This is a genomic window from Chlamydia abortus (assembly GCF_002895085.1).
Classification (GTDB): domain Bacteria; phylum Chlamydiota; class Chlamydiia; order Chlamydiales; family Chlamydiaceae; genus Chlamydia; species Chlamydia abortus.
Genome location: NZ_CP024084.1, coordinates 973,354 through 994,947, shown reverse-complemented (window position 1 = coordinate 994,947; position 21,594 = coordinate 973,354). Strand labels below are relative to the sequence as shown.

Below are 21,594 nucleotides of genomic sequence, written 5' to 3'. Positions count from 1 at the left end.
TTATGTAAATAATATGGTAACAAGTAAATTCACATATAATAATAGACGTTTAAGAATATCTGTCTTTGGTGAAGTTAATTTGCATGGATCAATAATTTACAGACCAAGTTATTAAGAGTTATTGGTGGATGCCTTGGCATTGACAGGCGATGAAGGATGCGTTTACCTGCAGTAATCTTCGGCGAGCTGGTATAAAGCTATGACCCGGAGGTCTCCGAATGGGGCAACCCGATAGATTAATCATCTATCATTGTACGCTGAATACATAGGCGTATAAGGCGATACCTGCTGAACTGAAACATCTTAGTAAGCAGAGGAAAATAAATCAAAGAGATTCCCTGAGTAGCGGCGAGCGAAAGGGGAGAAGACCAAACCACATTTTTAATGTGGGGTTGTAGGGTCGATAACATGGGATCTTAAGTTTTAGTCGAATACTTCTGGAAAGTAGAACGATACAGGGTGATAGTCCCGTAGACGAAAAAACAAGAGACTCTATTCGATACCTGAGTAGGGCTAGACACGTGAAACCTAGTCTGAATCTGGGGAGACCACTCTCCAAGTCTAAATACTAGTCAATGACCTATAGTGAACCAGTACTGTGAAGGAAAGGTGAAAAGAACCCTTGTTAAGGGAGTGAAATAGAACCTGAAACCAGTAGCTTATAAGCGGTCGAAGACCTATAACTTCTTCGGAAGTCATGGTTGACGGCGTGCCTTTTGCATGATGAGCCAGGGAGTTAAGTTAAACGGCGAGGTTAAGGGATCTACATTCCGGAGCCGAAGCGAAAGCGAGTTTTAAAAGAGCGTTTAGTCGTTTGATTTAGACACGAAACCAAGTGAGCTATTTATGACCAGGTTGAAGCATGGGTAAGACCTTGTGGAGGACCGAACCAGTACATGTTGAAAAATGTTTGGATGAGTTGTGAATAGGGGTGAAAGGCCAATCAAACTTGGAGATATCTTGTTCTCTCCGAAATAACTTTAGGGTTAGCCTTGGATATTAAGCTTTTGGGGGTAGAGCACTGAATTCTAGCGGGGGCCTACCGGCTTACCAACGGAAATCAAACTCCGAATACCAAAAGTGAGTCCGGGAGATAGACAGCGGGGGCTAAGCTTCGTTGTCGAGAGGGGAACAGCCCAGACCGCCGATTAAGGTCCCAAATTTTATGCTAAGTGAGTAAGGAAGTGATGATTCTAAGACAGTTGGAATGTTGGCTTAGAGGCAGCAATCATTTAAAGAGTGCGTAACAGCTCACCAATCGAGAATCATTGCGCCAATAATAATCGGGGCTCAAGCATAAAACCGAAATCGCGGGTGTGTATTTATATATACGCGGTAGGAGAGCGTAGTATTCAGCAGTGAAGGTATACCGTAAGGAGTGCTGGAGCGGATACTAGTGAAGATCCATGGCATAAGTAACGATAAAGGAAGTGAAAATCTTCCTCGCCGTAAGCACAAGGTTTCCAGGGTCAAGCTCGTCTTCCCTGGGTTAGTCGGCCCCTAAGTCGAGGCACAAATGCGTAGACGATGGAGCAACAGGTTAAATATTCCTGTACCACCTAAAACTTTAGCAATGGAATGACGGGGTACGTTAAGCACGCGGACGATTGGAAATGTCCGTATCACAATGAGACCGGTTAGTAGGCAAATCCGCTAACATAAGGTTAGGTTGTGGTTAAGGGAAATCTTCGGAGGAACTGATAGTGTGGCGCAAGGCTTTCAAGAAATAATTTCTAGCTGTTGATGGTGACCGTACCTAAACCGACACAGGTGTGCGAGATGAGTATTCTAAGGCGCGCGAGATAACTTTCGTTAAGGAACTCGGCAAATTATCCCCGTAACTTCGGAAGAAGGGGAGCCTCTTAGAGTGATTGCCTTTACGGCATGAGCTCCGGGGGGCCGCAGAGAAATGGCCCAGGCGACTGTTTAACAAAAACACAGCACTATGCAAACCTCTAAGGGGAAGTATATGGTGTGACGCCTGCCCAATGCCAAAAGGTTAAAGGGATATGTCAGCCGCAAGGCAAAGCATTGAACCCAAGCCCTGGTGAATGGCCGCCGTAACTATAACGGTGCTAAGGTAGCGAAATTCCTTGTCGGGTAAGTTCCGACCTGCACGAATGGTGTAACGATCTGGGCACTGTCTCAACGAAAGACTCGGTGAAATTGTAGTAGCAGTGAAGATGCTGTTTACCCGCAAAAGGACGAAAAGACCCCGTGAACCTTTACTGTACTTTGGTATTGATTCTTGATTTGTTATGTGTAGCATAGCCAGGAGACTGAGAACACTCTTCGTCAGGAGAGTGGGAGTCATCGTTGAAATACTGGTCTTAACAAGTTGGGAATCTAACATAATTCCATGAATCTGGAATATGGACATTGCCAGACGGGCAGTTTTACTGGGGCGGTATCCTCCTAAAAAGTAACGGAGGAGCCCAAAGCTTATTTCATCGTGGTTGGCAATCACGAGTAGAGCGTAAAGGTATAAAATAGGTTGACTGCAAGACCTACAAGTCAAGCAGAGACGAAAGTCGGGCTTAGTGATCCGGCGGTGGAAAGTGGAATCGCCGTCGCTTAACGGATAAAAGGTACTCCGGGGATAACAGGCTGATCGCCACCAAGAGTTCATATCGACGTGGCGGTTTGGCACCTCGATGTCGGCTCATCGCATCCTGGGGCTGGAGAAGGTCCCAAGGGTTTGGCTGTTCGCCAATTAAAGCGGTACGCGAGCTGGGTTCAAAACGTCGTGAGACAGTTTGGTCTCTATCCTTTGTGGGCGCAGGATACTTGAAAGGAGCTGTTCCTAGTACGAGAGGACCGGAATGGACGAACCAATGGTGTGTCGGTTGTTTTGCCAAAAGCATAGCCGAGTAGCTACGTTCGGAAAGGATAAGCATTGAAAGCATCTAAATGCCAAGCCTCCCTTAAGATAAGGTATCCCTATGAGACTCCATATAGACTATGTGGTTGATAGGTTGGGTGTGTACGCACAGTAATGTGTTTAGCTAACCAATACTAATAAGTCCATTGACTTGGTTTTTGTCATATAAAAAGCTCAATAGGCTTTTTTGTTGAAATAAATCGATCGATGTAAGTTGATACTAAAGACTCTCTTAAGCGTCTATTAGTATACGTGAATGTTACGTTACAAGAATTTGCTTGGTGATAATGGAAAAAGGGATACACCTGATACCATTCCGAACTCAGAAGTTAAGCCTTTTATCGCCGATGGTACTATACACAAGAGTATGGGAGAGTAGGTCGTCGCCAAGCTTTTAGTTATTTTGGCTCGTAAACTGAGTTTTTATAAGGAGAACAGAAATATTCTCCTTTTTTTTGTTTAAGTGTTTTGCTTGAAAAATGATGTTTCCTTTATTTCACTTTTCTGAAGTTGTTGAATAACTTGTGTGTCAAAAATGTATAAGTACAAACGCTCTTCCAAGAAGAGTCTATCCATTTAGGTAAATGTATTGAGATACCCCGTTACAGGGTATTTTTAGTTTCTTATAAAGAACTAGTTCCAAAGATAATTATTCTTTCTTTTATTTAACGGGCCTCAAATAAATTATACTCTCTACTTTGTTTTAGAGACATTTGTAAGATGTTGTTTATTTTATTTGAATAATTGTTTGTCGGATGCCAAAGGTTCTTCCGCCTTAATGCATTAAACGTCCGAAAACATGCTATTAATGTTATGTTTACCCCTATACATTCTGTTTATTCTCAGAAGGTACTCAAGAAGGTAGTATTTACTTATTTATTCATGGCCGCCATAACGAACAATCCAGAAATCGGCATCCTGTTCCTATTTTTCAAACTACATATGAAAGTATCGAATCCGCGCCGATCTCCACACCTTTAATTGGCGTGGGGTATACCAATGGTAGCCAATCAGGATACTATAGAGCCCAAAATGAAACTATGCATCTTAGCCAGTTGTTGGGCGGAAGAGAGGTTATAGGTATCTATAATAAAGAAGGGATCGGATCTTCATTTTTTTTTAGAAGCTCTCGACAAGAAATGAATCCTATTTGTGCAGCCATTTTAGATGTTTGGAATAGCTTTTTTGCTTCTCATCCTCCAGGGAGCACTTTTATTCATTATTTTTTTGGCAATGGTGCTAGATATGTTCGAGAGGCAATCCAATGTACACCACATGCTGACAATATTGTTTTAGTCGGCATTTGTCCTTCAGACTACATACCACATTCTCGATCCTATTATTATCGTGTTTGGGGAGATGTATTTTCGTGCTTAGACTTCAGAGGATTTCTCGGATCTAGAGTCGTCACATTGCCTTATTCTGCAGGAAGTTTAGGAATTACTTGGATCTATTTCACTGATCCTGCCTTTAATAATGCTATTGTAGCTACATTTATGCAAATAGCAGGAGTCAATGCTGTTTCTCAAAGCTTGGTACAAAGAGATGGAGTTGAGATTACAGAAATATCGCCCTTAGGTGATGCAAATCCAAATGATCAAGAGAGGAATAGTGGCATAGTTGGACATAATATCCAGGGGGTGATTGTATCGCGTACAGCAAGCCCTGGTGTATTCTCTAGAATACAAACTCTAATCGGTATGACGGATACCGTGATCCAAGTTGAAGAGAGCATATTGCCTCCCGAAAGTTTGTTAGATCGACTTGGAGAAGTTGCTCTTAATATCCTGAGAATTTCAGATGCAGTATCTATTTTTTGGCTTATTCCCATTGAGGAACCAGAAGACGGCCTTGTATTAGCCATCAGTACAGTGTTTTTTGGTATAGATGGATTGTGTAGCTGCTTTTTAATGCTCACCAGCTCTCGCTCTAGAAGAGAAAGATATCGTAATGTGCGTATTTTATTTCTGTGTTACCGCGTATTTTTCCCTCTTGGGAACCTATTAGATTTGCTAAATAATATCCGTATGGCAGCGCGTACTACAATTACAGAGTGCGAATCCGGTTTATATGGTGTCATTACTCTCTTGGGATGGACGTTACTAGGTAGAGATATGCTAGAGTATGCTCTCCCAGGACTTCGAGATGCATTATGCAGACGATGCTTAAGATGGTTTGGAGATGTTACGGAAGATCCACAGCACTTATCTAGTAGAATAACAAGGATAGGGCGTGAAAATATGGATAGATACTATAGGATGACGAGTATCGTGAGTACAGCAGTCTATGGTATTTTCTTTGCTCTTATAGGAGGGGCGGCCACTTTTGGGGGTTTAGAAATCAGTGAATCTTGTCGCTATAATGAAACCTCAAATACCACGGACGAAATTATTCCCAATGATCACACGACTGTTTGGGAAGGATTCACTAATGGCCGAGCCTATGCAATTAGTCAAGTTACGCATATGGTGTTTAGCTTTCTCGCTACGATAATATACATTGCGTCTTTAGTCCGAATGCTGAGAACTCGTAATCGATAAAATCTTGAGAATATCTATAGCGAGAAAACATCTCTTGAGTAACTAGCTGCCAAAATCATCGAGAATTATGGAAGATCTTTCAACTCCATAATTTTCAAGTAATTTCAGGATACTACTGTTGTGTAGTGGTGGACCACATACATAATATAGATAATCTTCAGGATTGCTAAGTTTGCTGAGTTGACCAAGCTCAAAAGCTTGGAATAAGAAATTCGTTTTCTCAGGATCATCCTTATCCCAACCTGCGGCAATGTCTTCAGGAAGAGGCTCCGATAACACTAAATGGTAATGGAAGTTAGGAAAATCCTTATCTAATTTTTCATATTCTTCTTGATAGATATTTTCTTTTAGAGAGCGAGCTCCGTACCACAGAGTGATCTCTCTTGTAGAATGTTTATCCAACAAAAGATCTAAAATATGACTTCTACCAAATGAAGATCCCGCACCACCAATTAGAAAAATTAACGGGCGGTTGTTTTCTTTCATGAAGGATTCGCCATAAGGACCAGATACAGTAATCTTATCCCCAGGTTGTAGCGAGAAGATATAGGATGAGCATACCCCCCAGGGGATACCCGGATTAGGCGCATTGTTAATAAAAGGAGGTGTCGCAATACGAACATTGAATTTAATAATCGGCAATTCTGCAGGATAAGATGCGAGAGAATAGGCTTTATTAGCAGAATCTGGCTCCAAAAGGCTGTTATCTATAATCCGGCCAAATAAATTAAACCGTTCCCAATCACTATGATATTCGGGAGCCATAGTTTGCTTCCAATCAGAAGTATTCGTTTTATATGCAGGAACACGAATTTGTAGATACCCCCCAGGCTTAAAGGGAATAGGATGCGCAGGATCAATAGAAACAACAAGCTCTTTTATAAAGGTAGCGACGTTATCGTTAGAAACGACCGTACCTTCCCAAGAAGAAGCATGTAAATAACGCTCCTCGATTTCCAAACACATGTCGTGTTGGACCTTGGTTTGGCAGGAAAGACGCCAGCCGTGTTCTAACTGTTGTTTGGAAAAAGTTGCGCGGTCTGTTTCTAGTGGTGGATCAGCGTCTTTAACAATTTTTACCTTACATTGTTTACACGTAGCCTTGCCTCCACATGGAGAAGGGATCGGAATACCCGAATCTAATAGAGAAGACAATAAGGTACGACCACTATCTACAGTTTTTGTAAGAGTGTCGTCATCGTTAATTTTTAGCTTGCAAGGATGAATTTTAACTAGAAATTTATGAGCAATAAGAATGATTCCAGAAAGTATCAAACCTATAACACAAAATACTAAACTAGCAATGCTGATAAAATATAGGCCTGAAAGCCAAGTCATGATCCTAAAAATCCTCGACTTCGTGAATAGCTTATGGTGTCAAGTTATAACTTGGCTTATAAAAAATCAATGTAGATTTCTCTAATATCGTAGCCAGTAAATGTCTATATCTTAAAGCTTATGCTTTAGTCCCATCTGGCTTCAAAATTTCAGAAATAGCTGCTTTCAGTATCTCAATTTTTCCAGAGGTAATACTCAGAATAACGGTGTGTTCTCGGATTTCATCAATAGTTCCTAAAATCCCCATAGCCGTAACCTTGTCGCCCTTGGCAAGTTCGTTTTTGCGTTTTTCCATGGCTTTTCTGCGTTTTTGTTCTGGGCGCCATAAAATGAAGTAAAAGAACAAAATTGCAATGCCAAGCATTACAGCGGGTTGAGCAAAAGTACTTTTTACTTGAGAGCCGTCTTCATCTGCTAAGAGAGATGATGAGCTCAAAAGAAATAAAAAACACATGAATAAACGAGATAACATTAAACCACCTTTACTTCGGTTATTTCAAAGAAAGGTTAACATAATAGGAAGCGTGCATTCAATGCTTTTCCTAGAGGTGACCTTCTCTTTCTAACAAAATGATATTTTCTAAGTGCGGAGAATGCGGAAATTGATCTAAAGGCTGGACTTTTTTCATGCGGTAACCTGCAGCAATTAGGCTATAACACTCCACAAACTGTATTTTTGGGTTACATGAGATATAAATAATTTTTCTAGGGGCGATTCTTATTAAGTATTTCAGTACTTTGTTTTGTATGCCACAGCGTGGGGGATCAATGATCGCAACGTCAGGAGAAGGATGATCTTGATACCGCTTACAGAAAGTTTTTACATCCTCTAGATGTACTTCCATGAGATGTTCTTTTTTATTTATTAAGATATTTTCTTTTGCAGAATCTATAGCATCAGGGACGATTTCTACTCCTATAACTTTTTTTACATATTGTGAAAGCATAATCCCTATAGTTCCCGCACCGCAATAGAGGTCTAAGAGCGTTTCCGATCGTTGTGGATCCATAAACTCTTTGGCAACTTCTATGATTTTTGCTCCCTGAAGAGTTTGTGGTTGAAAGAAGCTTCTAGGGCGCACATGAAATACAGCGGAATTTCCATCTTTAGGTAAGACGAACTTTTGTTGAATAAATGCTTCTCCGTAAAGTAGGTTAGAGCGGAAATAGGTAGGAACGTTTTTCGCACTAACGCGTTCTTCCCATACAATAGAAACTATAGGAAGATCAGAATCTAAAAGCAGAGTTTTCCATTCTTCAATTATCTTTTTATCAACGGCATATTCTTCTCTTGCAGATGTTGTGAGAATGACCATGAGCGTGTGTTCAGGGCTGCCAATACGTACAGTTAAGGTGCAAAGAGAGCCTTTATTGAAGGGAGGGTAGTAAGCTGTAATCTCAGGATGACGGTCCCACCATGTGCGTGTGATCTCTAGAATATCCATGGCATGTTCGTGAATCATAAGACATTCTGTAATGGGAATGCCTTGCTTCGGTTTTGTAGGAGTAATGAATCCTAGACTTTTCTCCCCCTCTTTAGTTTGGAAAAAAGAAAATTCCATTTTATTTCTTCCCCGCAAAAGAGGATCGCATGGAATGATAGGTAGAATATCTGACGCAGGGAAAATAGGAGCAAAGAGCTCGTGTAAGATACGTTCTTTAGCTTTTAAAGAGTCTGCATAGGCAGAGTGCGGTGAGGAACACCCACCGCAAATGCCTAGATGTTTACAATTGGAGACTGTAAGCATGGTCTATGTGTAAGGGCTCTAATTTTAGAATCGAATTTTATGTGCAAAATTCACGTGCCTGCGGGATAGAATGACTATGCGTCCACTCAGCAGTTAAACATTACTGCAGAATTTTATCATAACGCCGTGTTTCTAGGGATAATCTTTTGAAATCAAGAGAAAAGGAAAATGAGGGCAAGTTATAAAATATAATTACCCTCTAAAAACCAAGACAAGGAAAAAACTATTTTCTTAGGGAGCGAGATTTAGAGCTTTTTTTAGCTTTTGCTTTAGCTGGAGTCTTTTTTGTAGCGGCTTTAGCTTTAGGGGCAGCTTTAGCTTGTACTTTTGGCTTAGCTTTTGCTTTAGGCTTAGATGCTGATTTTTTCGTGACCGCAGCCTTTTTCGCTTTTGCTGCAGGCTTGCGAGTCATTAAGCCAGACTTTTCAGCTTTGATGGATTCTTTTCTATATACTTTAGCAACTTTTTCTAGCTTGATAGAGTCCGTACGTACTCGTTGAGCTGCTGCTTTATTTCCTCTTTCGGCCTTGTCTAAGTCACGTTGGATACTTTCCAACAGATCTCTCATTTTTTTTGCCGTATCTTTTAGCGCCATGAAAAGCGTCCTCTAGTTGTTGTTTTAAACTATTTTTACTTGTTTTAATTTGTAATTAGTTTGTTTGTTCAAATTCATGCAACAATTTTTTTAGAGAAAAGAAAAACAGAGAATCACTACTAGTTTTTAATTTTTCATACTTCTTTGTTTGTCAGTATGTTAGTTGGCGTCAGCTTAATATCTTTTTTTTAAAGAAGAGCCTGTACATTTTCATGTACGAGTTTTCTTTTTGTGTTTTGTAGGTAGTTTGGAGGTTCTGTAGCTATTTAATTTATAAAAAACTTTAAACAGAACATTCTTTTTGAGTAATAGAGTCTTCTACTATACTTTTGATTCACCTATAGTTTGTTTTTTTTGAACTATTGTGATTTTTTCTAATTCCTGCCAGTACTATGGTAGAGAGATATCTATCATGAAAGTATATCACCATCCGTTACTACGCATTTTTCAGTGTTTTTTAATTTTGAGTGTGGGGAGTGTTTGGGCTGCTCCAACTCAGCCATTGTCTTTTGGTCATTACTGTGCAGATGTGCATACAGCATTGAAGTCGGGAAATGGTTGTGATGAAGTTTTTTCAGCATTTGTAGAGCGTATTATTTTTGAAAAAACAGCATTGACTCCTAGAGATTGGGAAACAATAGCCTCGTTAACACGTCAGTATATACAGGTCAGAATCAAACAAGAAGATCGATCTATCAGTACAGATATCATCAGAAAGTTATTGTCCGTAGTGACCATGCCTTCTCACATTACGTCTGAAATATGTCTTGCTTGGCAGAAATTCAATCCTGAGGGAGTTTCTTTAAGGGAGTTGATCACGCAATTTCATAGTATAGAGAGGGGAAGAGACACATTAGAAGATAATCTCTTACTCGAACTTTATAGTATGACTTTACATAGTAGTTATGAGGATCGCAAGCAAGAGATTCTTGTAATGCAAGAACGAGGAAATTACGACGAAGCTTTAGCATTATGTGAGAAGCTTTCTCAAGCTATGGCAAAGGGAACCTGTAGTCCTCATCCCGATGTGATTGATATAGAAAAAAATTTCTTAAAAAAGATTGTTTTAGGCTTGAAAATTAAGAAATCCCGAGAAGTCGGAGATTCTTGTGAAGCGTTGCTCTTCCCTTATTGTCAAGCTGAAAAAGACTATGCTCAATCTATTGACAACTTGGTATTGAGAATATCACGAGGTGAAGTACAACGTGCGCATGAGGTTGATGTGCTCCTCCTTGCGCATGCCTTGTATACCCTCCCTTGGAATCAGAAAAAAGGCATTCGTGAATTAGAGGTTCTGATAGATCAAGGGAATTATTTACAATCGACATTACTGTATTACGGTTACTTTTCGTTATTAGAGATCTATCATCAGGAGAAGAACCTCTCTGCCATGCAACGCTTACTGCTGGCCGGAGAATCTGTATTTGTCCCTGAACATACGTATTTCCCAGAATATAGCTTTTTCGTAGGTTGCTATAGTTATGAGAAACAAGATTTCACAAAATCTCGAGAGACTTTTGTATCCATTTTGGATCATGCCTCTAGATTGGGAGTCACCTTACCTCGGGTGTATGAGTATCTAGGATGTATTTCTTGTTATGAACAAAAGTATGGTGATGCTGAAGATTTCTTTCTTCGAGCTTATAAAAGTTGGAGTCGTAAAGAGGCCGGTTTAGGATTATTTCTTTCCTACGCTCTTCAGAAAAAGATAGATTTGTGCGAAGAGTTGCACTCGAAATCTCATGACTCATTTCTACATCGTAAAATTGTAAAATCTATAGACGCGTTATTTCTAAGGAAAGACCCGAGTTTTGTGTCTCCTGTTGTGAAGTTGTGTGAATTGTTATCTAATAGTGAAGTCGCTCTTGAGGACCTCTATCACTATTTTATCTATGATATGATCAATCGTTATAGGAAGCGTAATTCTAGTCCTATACTTGCCCTTATTGATCACCAAATAGATATAACGGAACAACTGTATCTACAAAAAACTCTAGAGCAAACACAGAATCCTGAGTATCGTCGGGTGTTAACTTTATGGTTAGCTTTTCGGCGTGGAGAATTGTTTACAGAGGCAACTTATACGACACCGCTAGCTTTCTCATCCTCATTCGAGGACATCGCAAAATGTTGTTTTGCTGCCTTATATTCTCGTGATCCTCAAGCGAGTTCCGCTCTCACAAATATCTTTTCACAAGAGCGTTCCGCATTGCAGTCAACGGTTAGGTTAGTTTGGGCGTTAACACGTAGGCAGTCTAATCAAGAGCTTTTGGATCTTTATTGTTATCGTCTTGATCTCCGTTTATATGGAGATCGCTTATATCTTCTTGCCTATGATATAGACGACTATCTTTCAGGGAAAGAAAGCGCGTTATTACATTTATCGTACTTTCAAGAATTATTCCCCCATTCCTCATTATTATCTTTGGTATACTATTTCCAAGGTCATGCAGAAACGGAAATGATAAGAAAAATCAGCTGGTTTATCAAAGCTTTAGATGAATTTGCAGAGATCACTTTGTGTGGAGAAGATGCGAAGGCTTGGGTATACGTATACTATACTTTGAAATTAGACCTGGCCGATGCGTATCTTTCCTTGGGGGATGCTGCTCGCGCTGTTAAGGTTTTTGAAGAAGTAAAAGAGGATTGGGAAACGCCTAATCATCCTCAGGTAGTCCTTATTGAAGACATGAATCATCGTGTAGCCATGGAAATGCGTTGGGTATCCGGACTCGCATGTGCTTATGAAAAACTTAATGAAAAAGATAAACTCACCCAGCATCTCCTAGATCATGTGGAAAAAAGACTACTCGAAACGTCTTCAAGAAGAGAATATTTCAGAGAGATGATCACCACAACACTTTCTCTTTGTGAGCGTTTCCTCCCCTTAGATAGCAGCAACAGTTTGATAGGCTGAGGCTACACATCTGTTTAATCCTGGACCAGAGAAGTTCTGCCCGACAATTTTTAGATTATGAGGAATAGCGGGGAGTATCCGGTTTTTCATTTCTACAAACCCTACGCCGTGTTGAGGTAGACCGTCTTCTGGGGAAAATAATGAAAATACATCCGGTTGTGTAGAAATCCCTAAATACTCAGAAATCGCCGCTAAGGAAAAAGCGTAAGCTTCTTCTTGATGCCAACGGTTTTCTAATAGTAATGATAGAACTGTTTTCCCAGGCATCTGGTTAGGAAAGACTCGCGAGTTATAGACAATACCTAATAACGGGGGTTCGTCAGAGAACAGCATACCATAACCCTTAGGGATGGTGGGTATATCCCTACTCCACCCCAATGTTGCACACGAAAGATCCCAATGAAGTGTTTTATTCGCAAGCTGTTGCATTCCTGGGATATCAATAAGAGAAGGAAGTAGAGACGTGGCCCCCGTATATATGGCTAGATCTCCTGAGAATGTTTCTTGTGTAGTGGATACCACAACCTTGGATGGGAAACACTCTATCTTTGTAACAGGAGAAGAAAGCTTCCACGTAACGGGCAGTTTTTTTACTAAAGTATCAATGAGGATGCCTAGATTGGGACGTAGAGAAACCAGATAAGGAGCTCCAGGTGTTTTTTTCTTCGAAGGTTCTTTTAAGTAGCTGCGTAAAATGGATCCTGTTTTTGCTTCGCGTTGAGAAAGGGAAGGAAAGGCCATATGCGCAGAAAGTAGATGACTATGTCCTGCCCGAACTGCGGTAACAACAGGATTCAATATATTGTGAATCAGATGTACTGTGCTATGGCGACTTAGGAAATCATATACAGAGCTGTCTTTTGTATATCGGGAGGCAAAGAGATCTTTGATGATTGCGAAAGGCAAACCTTCTTTGATTAATGTCCATGGGGAGACTTTTCGTGTTTTCCCTTTGTAACGTATAAAACGTTTTTTCGCGGTTTTATCACTAACAATGAGAGCCTCTTCCAGCTGTAAATCACGAATTAATTCCAGGGTATAGTGTCCCTCACCACGGACTAGAAAACTTTTAGGCCCGAGATCTAAGGAAAAATTCTTTTGGTAATCTGAGTAGATAAGCCCGCCAGGTCGATCTGCCTTATCTATAATTATAAGTTCGCTATTGGGGAATTTCCTATGTAACCACCACGCTGTGGATAACCCTGAAATTCCTGCGCCTATGATAATGGCTTTTTTCATATGGATCTTGAAAACCTAGGATGTGAAGACACAGTTTTTAAGAAATAGGCATCAAACGTTGTAGCAATTACACGTACAAACAGCTCTCCTAATGGTGTTACGGTAAGGAAAGATGAACTATTTTGAATTAATCCCGTAGTCTCCATACTGTTTATTCGTTCTTGACTTTCGGCAAAATACTCATCAAAACAATAACCGAAAAGCTGGATGAATTCTTTTTTTGATACGACAAAAGTACACATCAGCTTATGAATTACCCATTTCCTTATTTTATCATCTTCTGAAAGAATTTTACTTTTCGTTGTAGCTAAAGAGCCCGAAAGAATCTTCTGATGGTAAGATTCGAGAGTTTTGGCATTTTGCAAATATATGCCACGGATAAAGCTTGTTGATGACATTCCCAACCCGATAAGGTCTTCTTCAGGAGGTAAAGAGTAGCCTTGGAAATTTCGAATCAAAGTTTTGTTTTTAAAGGCGATGCTTAATGGGTCTTCAGGTAGAGAAAAATGATCTAATCCAATAGCTTGGTAACCAGCTTTTGTTAACGTATGCCGAGCATAAGAATATATGGCGAATTTTTCCTCCATAGAGGGCATGTCACTTTCTTTCATAGCTTTCTGATGGGGTTTTATCCAGGGAACAGAAGCAAATGAAAATAACGCTAAGCGGTCAGGACGCATGTGTAAAATATCCGCAATCGTTTGCGTAAATGTTACCTTCGTTTGTTTTGGAAGACCGTAAATGAGATCTATATTTATGCTTTCAAAACCTAACTCACGGAATTTTTCATAAGCATACAGTGACTCTTCGTAACTTTGCCGACGCCGTACAGCTTCTTGAACAGCAGCTTGGGTATCTTGGACGCCTAAGCTCACACGATTAAACCCTAGAGACTGGATAAATTCTGCTTTTGTATCATCGTTCCTTAAAGAACGCGGATCAAATTCAATAGCAATTTCTTCAGCTTCGGAAAGATCAAATAAACGATGAATATGGGAAAACAGTGTTTCAAAGAGTTTTCTGGATAACCTGCTTGGAGTTCCTCCTCCGAAATGGATCCGTGAAGTTTTCCGTCTTCCTCCTAAGAGCGTATGCACATACTCCATTTCCTTGATCAGCGTAGCTATATAGTTTTCTACAACATCTTCGCGACGGTTGATGACTACAGAACATCCACAGTACAGACACATAGACTGGCAAAAGGGAATATGAAAGTACAGGGATAAAGGGCTGTTATCTTTTTGAAGATACTCAAAAGCAAGGTAGGCAGGATTCGCGTCAGATTCCTCCCATTCAAGAGCTGTTGGGTAGCTTGTGTATCTCGGTGCAGGTTGATGAAGACCTTCTAAGAAGTTGAAATTGACGTTAAACATAATACCGCAGCTTGAACGTTTTCTAAAGGAGTTTCAGGAAGAATACCATGCCCTGAATTGAAAATGTACTTAGGTTGATGTTTTAAAACAGAAAGGTACTTTTCAAGGTGGTTCAGAAACTGATCTTGAGGAAGTAGAAATAGTGCGGGATCAATATTTCCTTGTAAAGATCCTGGATGTGTAACTGCTGTATAGATTTGACTAAGGTTAACATGGTAGTCAGGATGTAGAGTATCCGCTCCCGTAGAATAGAGATCTATAAAGTTTTCATCAAAACAGCGGCAAAATAAACTTATAGGAGACGAAACCGAGTTTTTTAACTGGGTGATGAGTTGGGTATTTGGTCGTGTCACATAACGAGAAAATAAGGCTGAGGGTAAACGTAGGCTAGAAGATTCAAATAACTGAATAGCTGAAGCTCCTGCTTGGATTTGTTCTTTAAGATAAATGACAGTAGCTTCCGCTAATTGCTTAAGCAGTGCGTCGAACCTCTCGGGATGCTGATACAAGAAAGCCATAGTTTTTGGAAAATCTTTAGAGGCCCCACCCTCTAAAAGGTAACATGCCATGGTAAAGGGAGATGCCGCAAACGCAATGAGAGGAACTGATAAACGTTTGACGAGATTCTTGATAGCTTTAAGAAGATAGGAAAACGTATCTTGAGGATCGTTTGTAAAAATGAGTTCTTCTTTAGGGGAAAAAGAGATTTGCGGGCCCGGAGCAAAATCATAAGAGATATTGAAGCCATCTAATAGTGAAAGAATATCAGCAAAGAGAATCGCAGCATCTACTTTTAGTAAGCTTGGCCCTAACAGGGTTGCTTCTGTAATCGCCTCGGTATTGTGAAAAAAATCTTTCAATGTCTGAGAACCCTTGAGTTCTCTATATTGTGGCATGTATCGGCCTACTTGCCGTAAAAACCATACAGGTGGACGTGAGGCTTTGGGTTTTATCACGTCGTAAAATTTCGACATCGAGCCTCCTTAACGAGGGGTTTTTAGAGGAAATGCTTTCTCTATAGATTCCAACACTTCAGATACCAGGAGTTCTGGAGTGGGGGATAAAGAATAGGGTAATGTTTTCTTTATTTGCTCGGTTTTTCCATGACGCTGTTGAATATACAAAGCATTCCCCGTGCCTTTAATGCTAGAAATGTTGTGTTGCAAAGCAAATAGACGTAAGTGCGCTAATGCGAATAACCATAAGACCTCTTCGGGTAGAGGCCCGAAGCGATCGCGCATCTCTTCTTTTATAAAATCTAACTGTTCCGCATCTTCAGCACCACCTATTTTCTGATAGAATTCTATACGCAGAGACGCCAAATCTATATAGGTATCAGGTATGCGGGATTTATAAGGAAACTCTATTTTTACATCGTCGTTGAATAATAAAGGAGAAGAGTTGTTCTTTAAAGCAGCGACCGTTTTTTTCAATAACTTACAGTAAAGGTTGAATCCAATAGCACTGATGTGCCCTGATTGATCGGTGCCTAAAATATTTCCCGCGCCACGAATTTCTAAATCATGGAGAGCGATTTTCATTCCTCCTCCATATTCTTGTTTATTCAAAGCTTGTAAACGTTTTGCCGCGGGGCCTGATAATCTATCTAAGTGAGAAACTAAAAAATAACAGTAGGCTTTTCTATTCCATCTTCCTACACGACCTTTCATTTGATACAGATCAGCCATGCCAAATTTATCTGCGTGGTCGACTAAAATAGTATTAGCATTAGGAATATCGATACCATTTTCTATAAGTGCTGTTGCTACAAGGATATTAGTTTCTTTATCCTTAAATTTTTGAAAAATAGAAGCTAACTCGTCAGAAGACATTTGGCCATGAGCAACAGCAATACGTGCTTCTGGCACTAAGGTCCGTATGGTATTCCCTAATCTAAAAATACTCTCAATAAGATTATGAATTACATACGCTTGACCACCGCGCAATAATTCGTGCCGTAGGGCTGCAGATACAGTTTCTTCATTGTGTTCTAAAACAAAAGTAGAGACAGGCAGTCGATCTAATGGAGGCATGGTAATCAAAGAGAGATCTCTAGCTCCCGATAACGACATGTATAATGTTCTCGGAATAGGTGTAGCTGATACTGTGAGACAGTCTATCGTAGGGTAACGCTCTTTGAGAAAATCTTTAACTTTAACACCAAAACGTTGTTCCTCATCAATAATCAATAAACCGGGATTTTTGAATTCTAAGTTTTTATTAATTAGCTTGTGTGTGCCAATTAAAATGTCTACATTACCTTGAGCCGTATCCTCAAAGATTTTTTTTAGTGCCTTCCCTTCAGAAAAGCGTGAAAGAACAGCAATATTTATTGGCAATCCTGCCATACGCTGGGTGAAAGTTTCATAATGTTGATTCGCCAGAATGGTCGTGGGGACCATAACAATCACCTGGCGCTGACCATCACAAACAGCCTTCACAGCGGCCCGCATAATGACTTCCGTTTTTCCGAAGCCCGCATCACCGCAAATTAAACGGTCCATTAGCTTATCGGACATCATATCGGAATAAATTTGTTCAATGGCTTTTAATTGATCTGGAGTTTCCTCATAAGGAAAGCTCTCTTCGAATTTTATCACCTCTTCTCCATGAGGAGGATAAATAAAAGCAGGAGTCGTAGAGCGCTGGGCTTCGAGCTGAAGGAGTTTCTCAGCATATAATACGAGAGACTTTTCAGAGAGATCTCGAGAGCGTTTCCATTTAGAGCCATTGAGATTATGCAGGTCAGGAGTTTTGTCAGAAATGCCTACGTAACGTGAAATCAGATAGGCTTGGTCTGAAGGCACATACAGCCGGGCTTTGTCAGCATATTCAAGAACTAGATAGTCAGTTTCAATATTTAAATGGTTTGGTTTCTTTTCCATTCCGATAAATTTGCCAATACCATTGTGTAAATGAACAACTGTCTCTCCTGGAATAGGAACGAAGACTTCTTCCGTAGTTACGGAAAAATAATTTCTCTGTTTTTGTCTTCGTAATACTTTTGTAGAGGCAAATTCCGCTAGGGAAATAGCCGCAAATCTTTCGTTGACAAGAGCAAAGCTAGAAGAGAGATTTCCAGATTTTTCATAAATATGTATAGAGTTCTGGCCTAGAGTTTCTATTAGGGCCCGAGCTTCTTTTAAAGCTTTTGCTTTTGTATTGTAGAGAGCTACGTTAAAAGGTTGCCCTTGGCTAGGAAGATATTCTTGAAGCTTTTGTAGAAAACCAAGAAGAGGATTGGTTTGTTCATCGAGAATTTCGTTAGGATAGATAAAAGGAGCAACAAGTCGGGAAGCTTGAACATCGCAGTGAAAAACTTCAATGTTTACTGTATTATGTTTAATTGTACGAACATTAGGAAAGTTTTTCTCTTCAAAGAAAATCGTCTGTGACTGAAAGGCGCGTTGACATAAATCTTGGATAGGTAGGAAACGGTTAGGTAACGAAGATAAAGTCCCCGAAATATCAGAGAAATCATCTTCTAACATGGTTAAATTATCAAAGAGAAATGTCGGGGGTGTAGCAAAATAATCCAATAAGCAGTGTGATAAAACTTCTGTTCCCGAATCTTTGGTTGCAGGGGATATAGACAACTGGGAGACTTTCCCTGTGGAGAGTTGATCAGAAGGATTAAAAGGACGTATGGAGATGATCTTTTCTCCCCAAAACTCTATCCGGAAAGGTTCCTGAGAAGATAGAGGAAAGATGTCAATAATCCCTCCTCTATAAGCAAACTCTCCCTTATCGCTGGCGAGAGTTTCATGGCGATAACCTAAATTTTTACATAGATCGATCATGATATCAGGATCAAGAACATCCCCAACTTGGATATCTAAATGTTGGTGCGCTGTATCTTTGGGTGATCGAGTTTTCTCTAGTAAAGCTTTGAGTGTTGTCACACAAAATATAGGCGCTTTCTTCTGATATAAATCATAAAGAATCTTATCACGTTTCCCTACCGCATCGATATTCACAAGCTTTGGAGATAAATCAATTTCTGATGAAGGGAACTCCACAGGAGGGAAGCCCAAAAACGAAGCAAGATCTTCAAAGAGATCGTCAATACGAGAGCGCGTGGTGATCATTACCACAGACTCTTTCCTCTCGTGAAACAGCTTAGCAGCTAAGAAACTACGAGCTCCAGGAAGGATATTTTCTATGAGTAATGGAACAGAGGTGTTAGTTATTTCAGATAGAATCGATAGGTTTAAATTAACTGGGTCGAAATCCATTGGCATAAAGTGTTATTTAATATATCTGCTTGCGGGAGACTATCAGCACTACCTTGTGCAAATATATCTTTCCCTCCCCAACGACCACCACAAGGTGTGAGTAATACTTGTAAAAGATCCTTAGCTTTTAATCCTTGTTTAACCAGATCGTCAGAAATTCTTGAAAATATGATATACTTTCCGTTTTTCTGAGTAGTCCATAGAGAAACTAAACGTACTGGTATTTTTTGATGTAAGCAGTTGGCATACTGTTGTAAGCGATGACTTTCCGATTCAGGTAAATGATAAATAAAGTAAGAAACATCTTCAATCTGCTGACAACGATCAATAACTTTATCCAATAAAGAATAGATAAGCTTGTTTTCTAAATCAGAAATAAGTTTAGTTTGTTCTTTTTTCTCATCTAAAATGTTTTGTAATTTATTCAGAATTTGATCTCGAGGAGATTGTAAAATAAGCGCAATTTCATTGAGATCTTGATTGTCTTGACGGGCTAAAACTTCAGCTTCTTTTCCTGTTACCGCCTCTATACGACGGATCCCTGTGGCTACAGCATGCTCTTTAAGGATACGGAAATAACCCAGGTCTCCTGTAAAATCTGCATGAGTCCCCCCACAGAGCTCGTGAGAAAATCCTGCGGAAACTACGCGAACAACATCGCTATACTTGTCACCAAAAAATTGCTTGATCTCTTTAGAATTCATCACATCCGAGTAAGCAGCTTCTCGGGTCTCCACGCGATGATTTTCACGGATTTTCTCATTAACTAAAAGCTCAATAGAAGCTAAGTCTTCAGGAGCGATAGCTTTTGGATGCGTAAAATCTAAACGAATCTTTGTATCATCAACAAAAGATCCTGCTTGGCGGATATGATCTCCAAGAGTCATCTCTAAAGCTTTATGTAAAAGATGACAGCCCGTGTGATTGTTGCTGATGTTTTTTCTACGTAGACAATGTACTTGTGCAGTTACAGCTTGTGCCGAATGGAGTTGTCCTTGAGAGACTTCCCCATGATGAATAACCATCCCCGCTTTCGGAGAGGTCGTGTGACTCACTATAAATGTTCCATCAGAACAGAATATCTCTCCAGAATCACCAACCTGACCTCCTTTTTCTGCATAGAAGGGGGTTTCTTTTAAGATTAAAATGCCTTTTTCTTTTTCTTTAAGATAGGAAACTTGTTCACCATTCTTGATAATGGCTTCAATAAATGTATCGCATGACAGGTCATGATAACCCACAAATGTAGAATTCTCTCCTAAAGAAAGCGCATCGTATACTGTATCTGTAGCGTTATGAGATTTTATTACATTTTTTCTGGAACGCTCTTTAGCTTCTTTCTCTAATTGATAAAAGGTATCTAGATCTACAGAGAAATTATAATCTTTAGCTAACAAGGCAATTTCATCCAGAGGCAGTCCATACGTATCTTTTAATTTGAAAGCATCTTCTCCAGAGATGGTGGATGAGGAAGAAGAAGATTTAAGGACCTGTTGAAGTAAATTTCCACCACGGTGCAGTGATTTGAAATAGTTCTCCTCTTCTATGGTCATAACTTCTTGAATTTGAGATACAGAGAGGCGTAATTCGGGATACGCCTCTCCCATAGCGTCAACCAAAGCAGGGACGATTTCTGCTAGGAAGGGTTGAGTAAACCCAAGACGTTTCCCATAGTTTACAGAACGTCGCAAAATTTTTCTTAATACGTATCCGCGTTCCGTATTTCCAGGGATCAAGCCGTCAACTATAGCAAAAGATAACGAACGCACGTGGTCAGCGATGACTCTAAAAGCAGCCCCGAGAGGTTCATCTGCATGGTACTTTTCCCCTGACAATGTCTCTGTTTTTGAAATAAGCAAACGTAATACATCAGCTTCGAAAACAGTATTTGTTCCGGAGATAATAGAAACCAAACGCTCGAGACCTGCGCCAGTATCCACGTGTTTGTTAGGCAAAGCGAGTAGGGAACCTTCTGCTGAGCGATTGAACTCCATAAATACAAGATTCCAGTATTCTAAAAAGCGCTCGCCTTCACTGTCCTCTAGAGGAGAGGTGGCTGTGCCAAATGACTCACCACGATCAAAAAGAAGCTCAGAACAATATCCACAAGGGCCTGTTTCAGCCATGCTCCAGAAATTGTCTTTATCAGTTAGACGGAAAATACGTTCCGAAGGTAAATGTTGTTCCCACAGAGCAAAGGCCTCATCATCTTTTTCATGTACTGTGGCGTAGATACGATCCGGATCGAAATTGAAAACAGATAAAGATACCTCCCAAGCAAAAGCAATAGCCTGCTCTTTAAAGTAATCTCCAAAGGAAAAGTTTCCTAGCATTTCAAAGAAAGTCAGGTGTCGAGATGTGTGCCCAACGTTATCGAGGTCATTATGCTTTCCTCCAGCGCGGATACATTTTTGAGACGTTGTAGCTCGTGAATAGCTCACGGTTTCTTTGTTTAAAAAAATATCCTTGAATTGATTCATTCCTGCGTTGGTAAAGAGAATGGAGGGATCGTTATGGGGGAAAACAGGTGAAGAAGAAACAATAGTATGGTGACGGTTAGCGTAAAATTTTAAAAAATTAGATCGGAGAGTGTTACTTAACATAAGGAATGACTTTGCCGTGTCAAAAACGTTGAACTTCCTGTAATTATATGGGAGAGATGTATTTTAGTCTCTAATCCTGTCCTTAAGAAAGAATCTTTTTGTCCTTAATGCATAAAAAATGTTCT

At 40.0% G+C, this 21,594-nt stretch carries 11 protein-coding genes and 2 rRNA genes; 4 read left to right on the top strand and 9 right to left on the bottom strand.

What is annotated here, in order from left to right; genetic code table 11:
• The first annotated feature begins 101 nt into the window (after nucleotides 1–101).
• From CHAB577_RS04475 to CHAB577_RS04465, 3 genes are all read left to right on the top strand, one after another.
• Nucleotides 102–3,040, top strand: a 23S ribosomal RNA gene (locus tag CHAB577_RS04475).
• A 118-nt stretch (nucleotides 3,041–3,158) separates the two neighbouring features.
• A 5S ribosomal RNA gene (gene rrf / locus CHAB577_RS04470) occupies nucleotides 3,159–3,273 on the top strand.
• A gap of 474 nt (nucleotides 3,274–3,747) precedes the next feature.
• A complete protein-coding gene (locus tag CHAB577_RS04465; protein WP_103025477.1) occupies nucleotides 3,748–5,421 on the top strand; it encodes a DUF687 family protein in 1,674 nt (557 codons plus the stop codon).
• A 42-nt stretch (nucleotides 5,422–5,463) separates the two neighbouring features.
• Here CHAB577_RS04465 and nqrF read toward each other — a convergent pair whose 3' ends face one another.
• The 4 genes from nqrF to hctA all read right to left on the bottom strand — a co-directional run bounded on the left by nqrF (nucleotide 5,464) and on the right by hctA (nucleotide 9,102).
• Nucleotides 5,464–6,759: an NADH:ubiquinone reductase (Na(+)-transporting) subunit F gene (nqrF, locus tag CHAB577_RS04460; RefSeq protein ID WP_011097376.1), complete on the bottom strand. Its 1,296-nt coding sequence runs from the start codon at nucleotides 6,757–6,759 to the stop codon at nucleotides 5,464–5,466.
• Between the two features lie 118 nt (nucleotides 6,760–6,877).
• Nucleotides 6,878–7,231, bottom strand: a complete 354-nt coding sequence (gene yajC, locus CHAB577_RS04455; protein WP_006344455.1) for a preprotein translocase subunit YajC — start codon at nucleotides 7,229–7,231, stop codon at nucleotides 6,878–6,880.
• Between the two features lie 70 nt (nucleotides 7,232–7,301).
• Nucleotides 7,302–8,507, bottom strand: a complete 1,206-nt coding sequence (gene rlmD / locus CHAB577_RS04450; protein ID WP_011097375.1) for a 23S rRNA (uracil(1939)-C(5))-methyltransferase RlmD — start codon at nucleotides 8,505–8,507, stop codon at nucleotides 7,302–7,304.
• Nucleotides 8,508–8,730: 223 nt separating this feature from the next.
• The gene (hctA, locus tag CHAB577_RS04445) at nucleotides 8,731–9,102 is read right to left on the bottom strand and encodes a histone H1-like protein HctA (RefSeq protein ID WP_006344453.1); all 372 of its coding nucleotides are present in this window, start codon (nucleotides 9,100–9,102) and stop codon (nucleotides 8,731–8,733) included.
• 412 nt (nucleotides 9,103–9,514) lie between these two features.
• Here hctA and CHAB577_RS04440 point away from each other — a divergent pair, with 412 nt between their 5' ends.
• Nucleotides 9,515–12,019 (top strand): hypothetical protein, encoded by a 2,505-nt coding sequence (locus CHAB577_RS04440; protein WP_011097374.1) that lies wholly within the window; start codon nucleotides 9,515–9,517, stop codon nucleotides 12,017–12,019.
• Here the strand turns inward: CHAB577_RS04440 and CHAB577_RS04435 are convergent.
• The 5 genes from CHAB577_RS04435 to alaS are packed head-to-tail and all read right to left on the bottom strand — an operon-like array spanning nucleotide 11,990 to nucleotide 21,469.
• Entirely contained in the window at nucleotides 11,990–13,258 is a 1,269-nt protein-coding gene (locus CHAB577_RS04435; RefSeq protein ID WP_011097373.1) for a protoporphyrinogen oxidase, read from the bottom strand. The two genes, CHAB577_RS04440 and CHAB577_RS04435, sit on opposite strands and share 30 nt — an antisense overlap.
• Complete coding sequence (gene hemN / locus CHAB577_RS04430) at nucleotides 13,255–14,631, bottom strand: oxygen-independent coproporphyrinogen III oxidase (RefSeq protein WP_011097372.1); 1,377 nt, start codon at nucleotides 14,629–14,631, stop codon at nucleotides 13,255–13,257. Before hemN ends, CHAB577_RS04435 begins: the two co-directional genes overlap by 4 nt.
• Nucleotides 14,604–15,605 (bottom strand): uroporphyrinogen decarboxylase, encoded by a 1,002-nt coding sequence (hemE, locus tag CHAB577_RS04425; protein WP_011097371.1) that lies wholly within the window; start codon nucleotides 15,603–15,605, stop codon nucleotides 14,604–14,606. Before hemE ends, hemN begins: the two co-directional genes overlap by 28 nt.
• 9 nt (nucleotides 15,606–15,614) lie before the next feature.
• Complete coding sequence (mfd, locus tag CHAB577_RS04420) at nucleotides 15,615–18,872, bottom strand: transcription-repair coupling factor (RefSeq protein ID WP_011097370.1); 3,258 nt, start codon at nucleotides 18,870–18,872, stop codon at nucleotides 15,615–15,617.
• Complete coding sequence (gene alaS, locus CHAB577_RS04415; RefSeq protein ID WP_011097369.1) at nucleotides 18,842–21,469, bottom strand: alanine--tRNA ligase; 2,628 nt, start codon at nucleotides 21,467–21,469, stop codon at nucleotides 18,842–18,844. Before alaS ends, mfd begins: the two co-directional genes overlap by 31 nt.
• Between the last annotated feature and the right edge of the window lie 125 nt (nucleotides 21,470–21,594).

Excerpts from the sequence above, each read along its gene's own strand:
- mfd (WP_011097370.1), bottom strand. The coding sequence starts at position 18,872 with ATGCCAATGGATTTCGACCCAGTTAATTTAAACCTATCGATTCTATCT.
- rlmD (WP_011097375.1), bottom strand. The coding sequence starts at position 8,507 with ATGCTTACAGTCTCCAATTGTAAACATCTAGGCATTTGCGGTGGGTGT.
- hctA (WP_006344453.1), bottom strand. The coding sequence starts at position 9,102 with ATGGCGCTAAAAGATACGGCAAAAAAAATGAGAGATCTGTTGGAAAGT.
- alaS (WP_011097369.1), bottom strand. The coding sequence starts at position 21,469 with ATGTTAAGTAACACTCTCCGATCTAATTTTTTAAAATTTTACGCTAAC.
- hemE (WP_011097371.1), bottom strand. The coding sequence starts at position 15,605 with ATGTCGAAATTTTACGACGTGATAAAACCCAAAGCCTCACGTCCACCT.
- hemN (WP_011097372.1), bottom strand. The coding sequence starts at position 14,631 with ATGTTTAACGTCAATTTCAACTTCTTAGAAGGTCTTCATCAACCTGCA.
- nqrF (WP_011097376.1), bottom strand. The coding sequence starts at position 6,759 with ATGACTTGGCTTTCAGGCCTATATTTTATCAGCATTGCTAGTTTAGTA.
- yajC (WP_006344455.1), bottom strand. The coding sequence starts at position 7,231 with ATGTTATCTCGTTTATTCATGTGTTTTTTATTTCTTTTGAGCTCATCA.
- CHAB577_RS04435 (WP_011097373.1), bottom strand. The coding sequence starts at position 13,258 with ATGAAAAAAGCCATTATCATAGGCGCAGGAATTTCAGGGTTATCCACA.
- CHAB577_RS04440 (WP_011097374.1), top strand. The coding sequence starts at position 9,515 with ATGAAAGTATATCACCATCCGTTACTACGCATTTTTCAGTGTTTTTTA.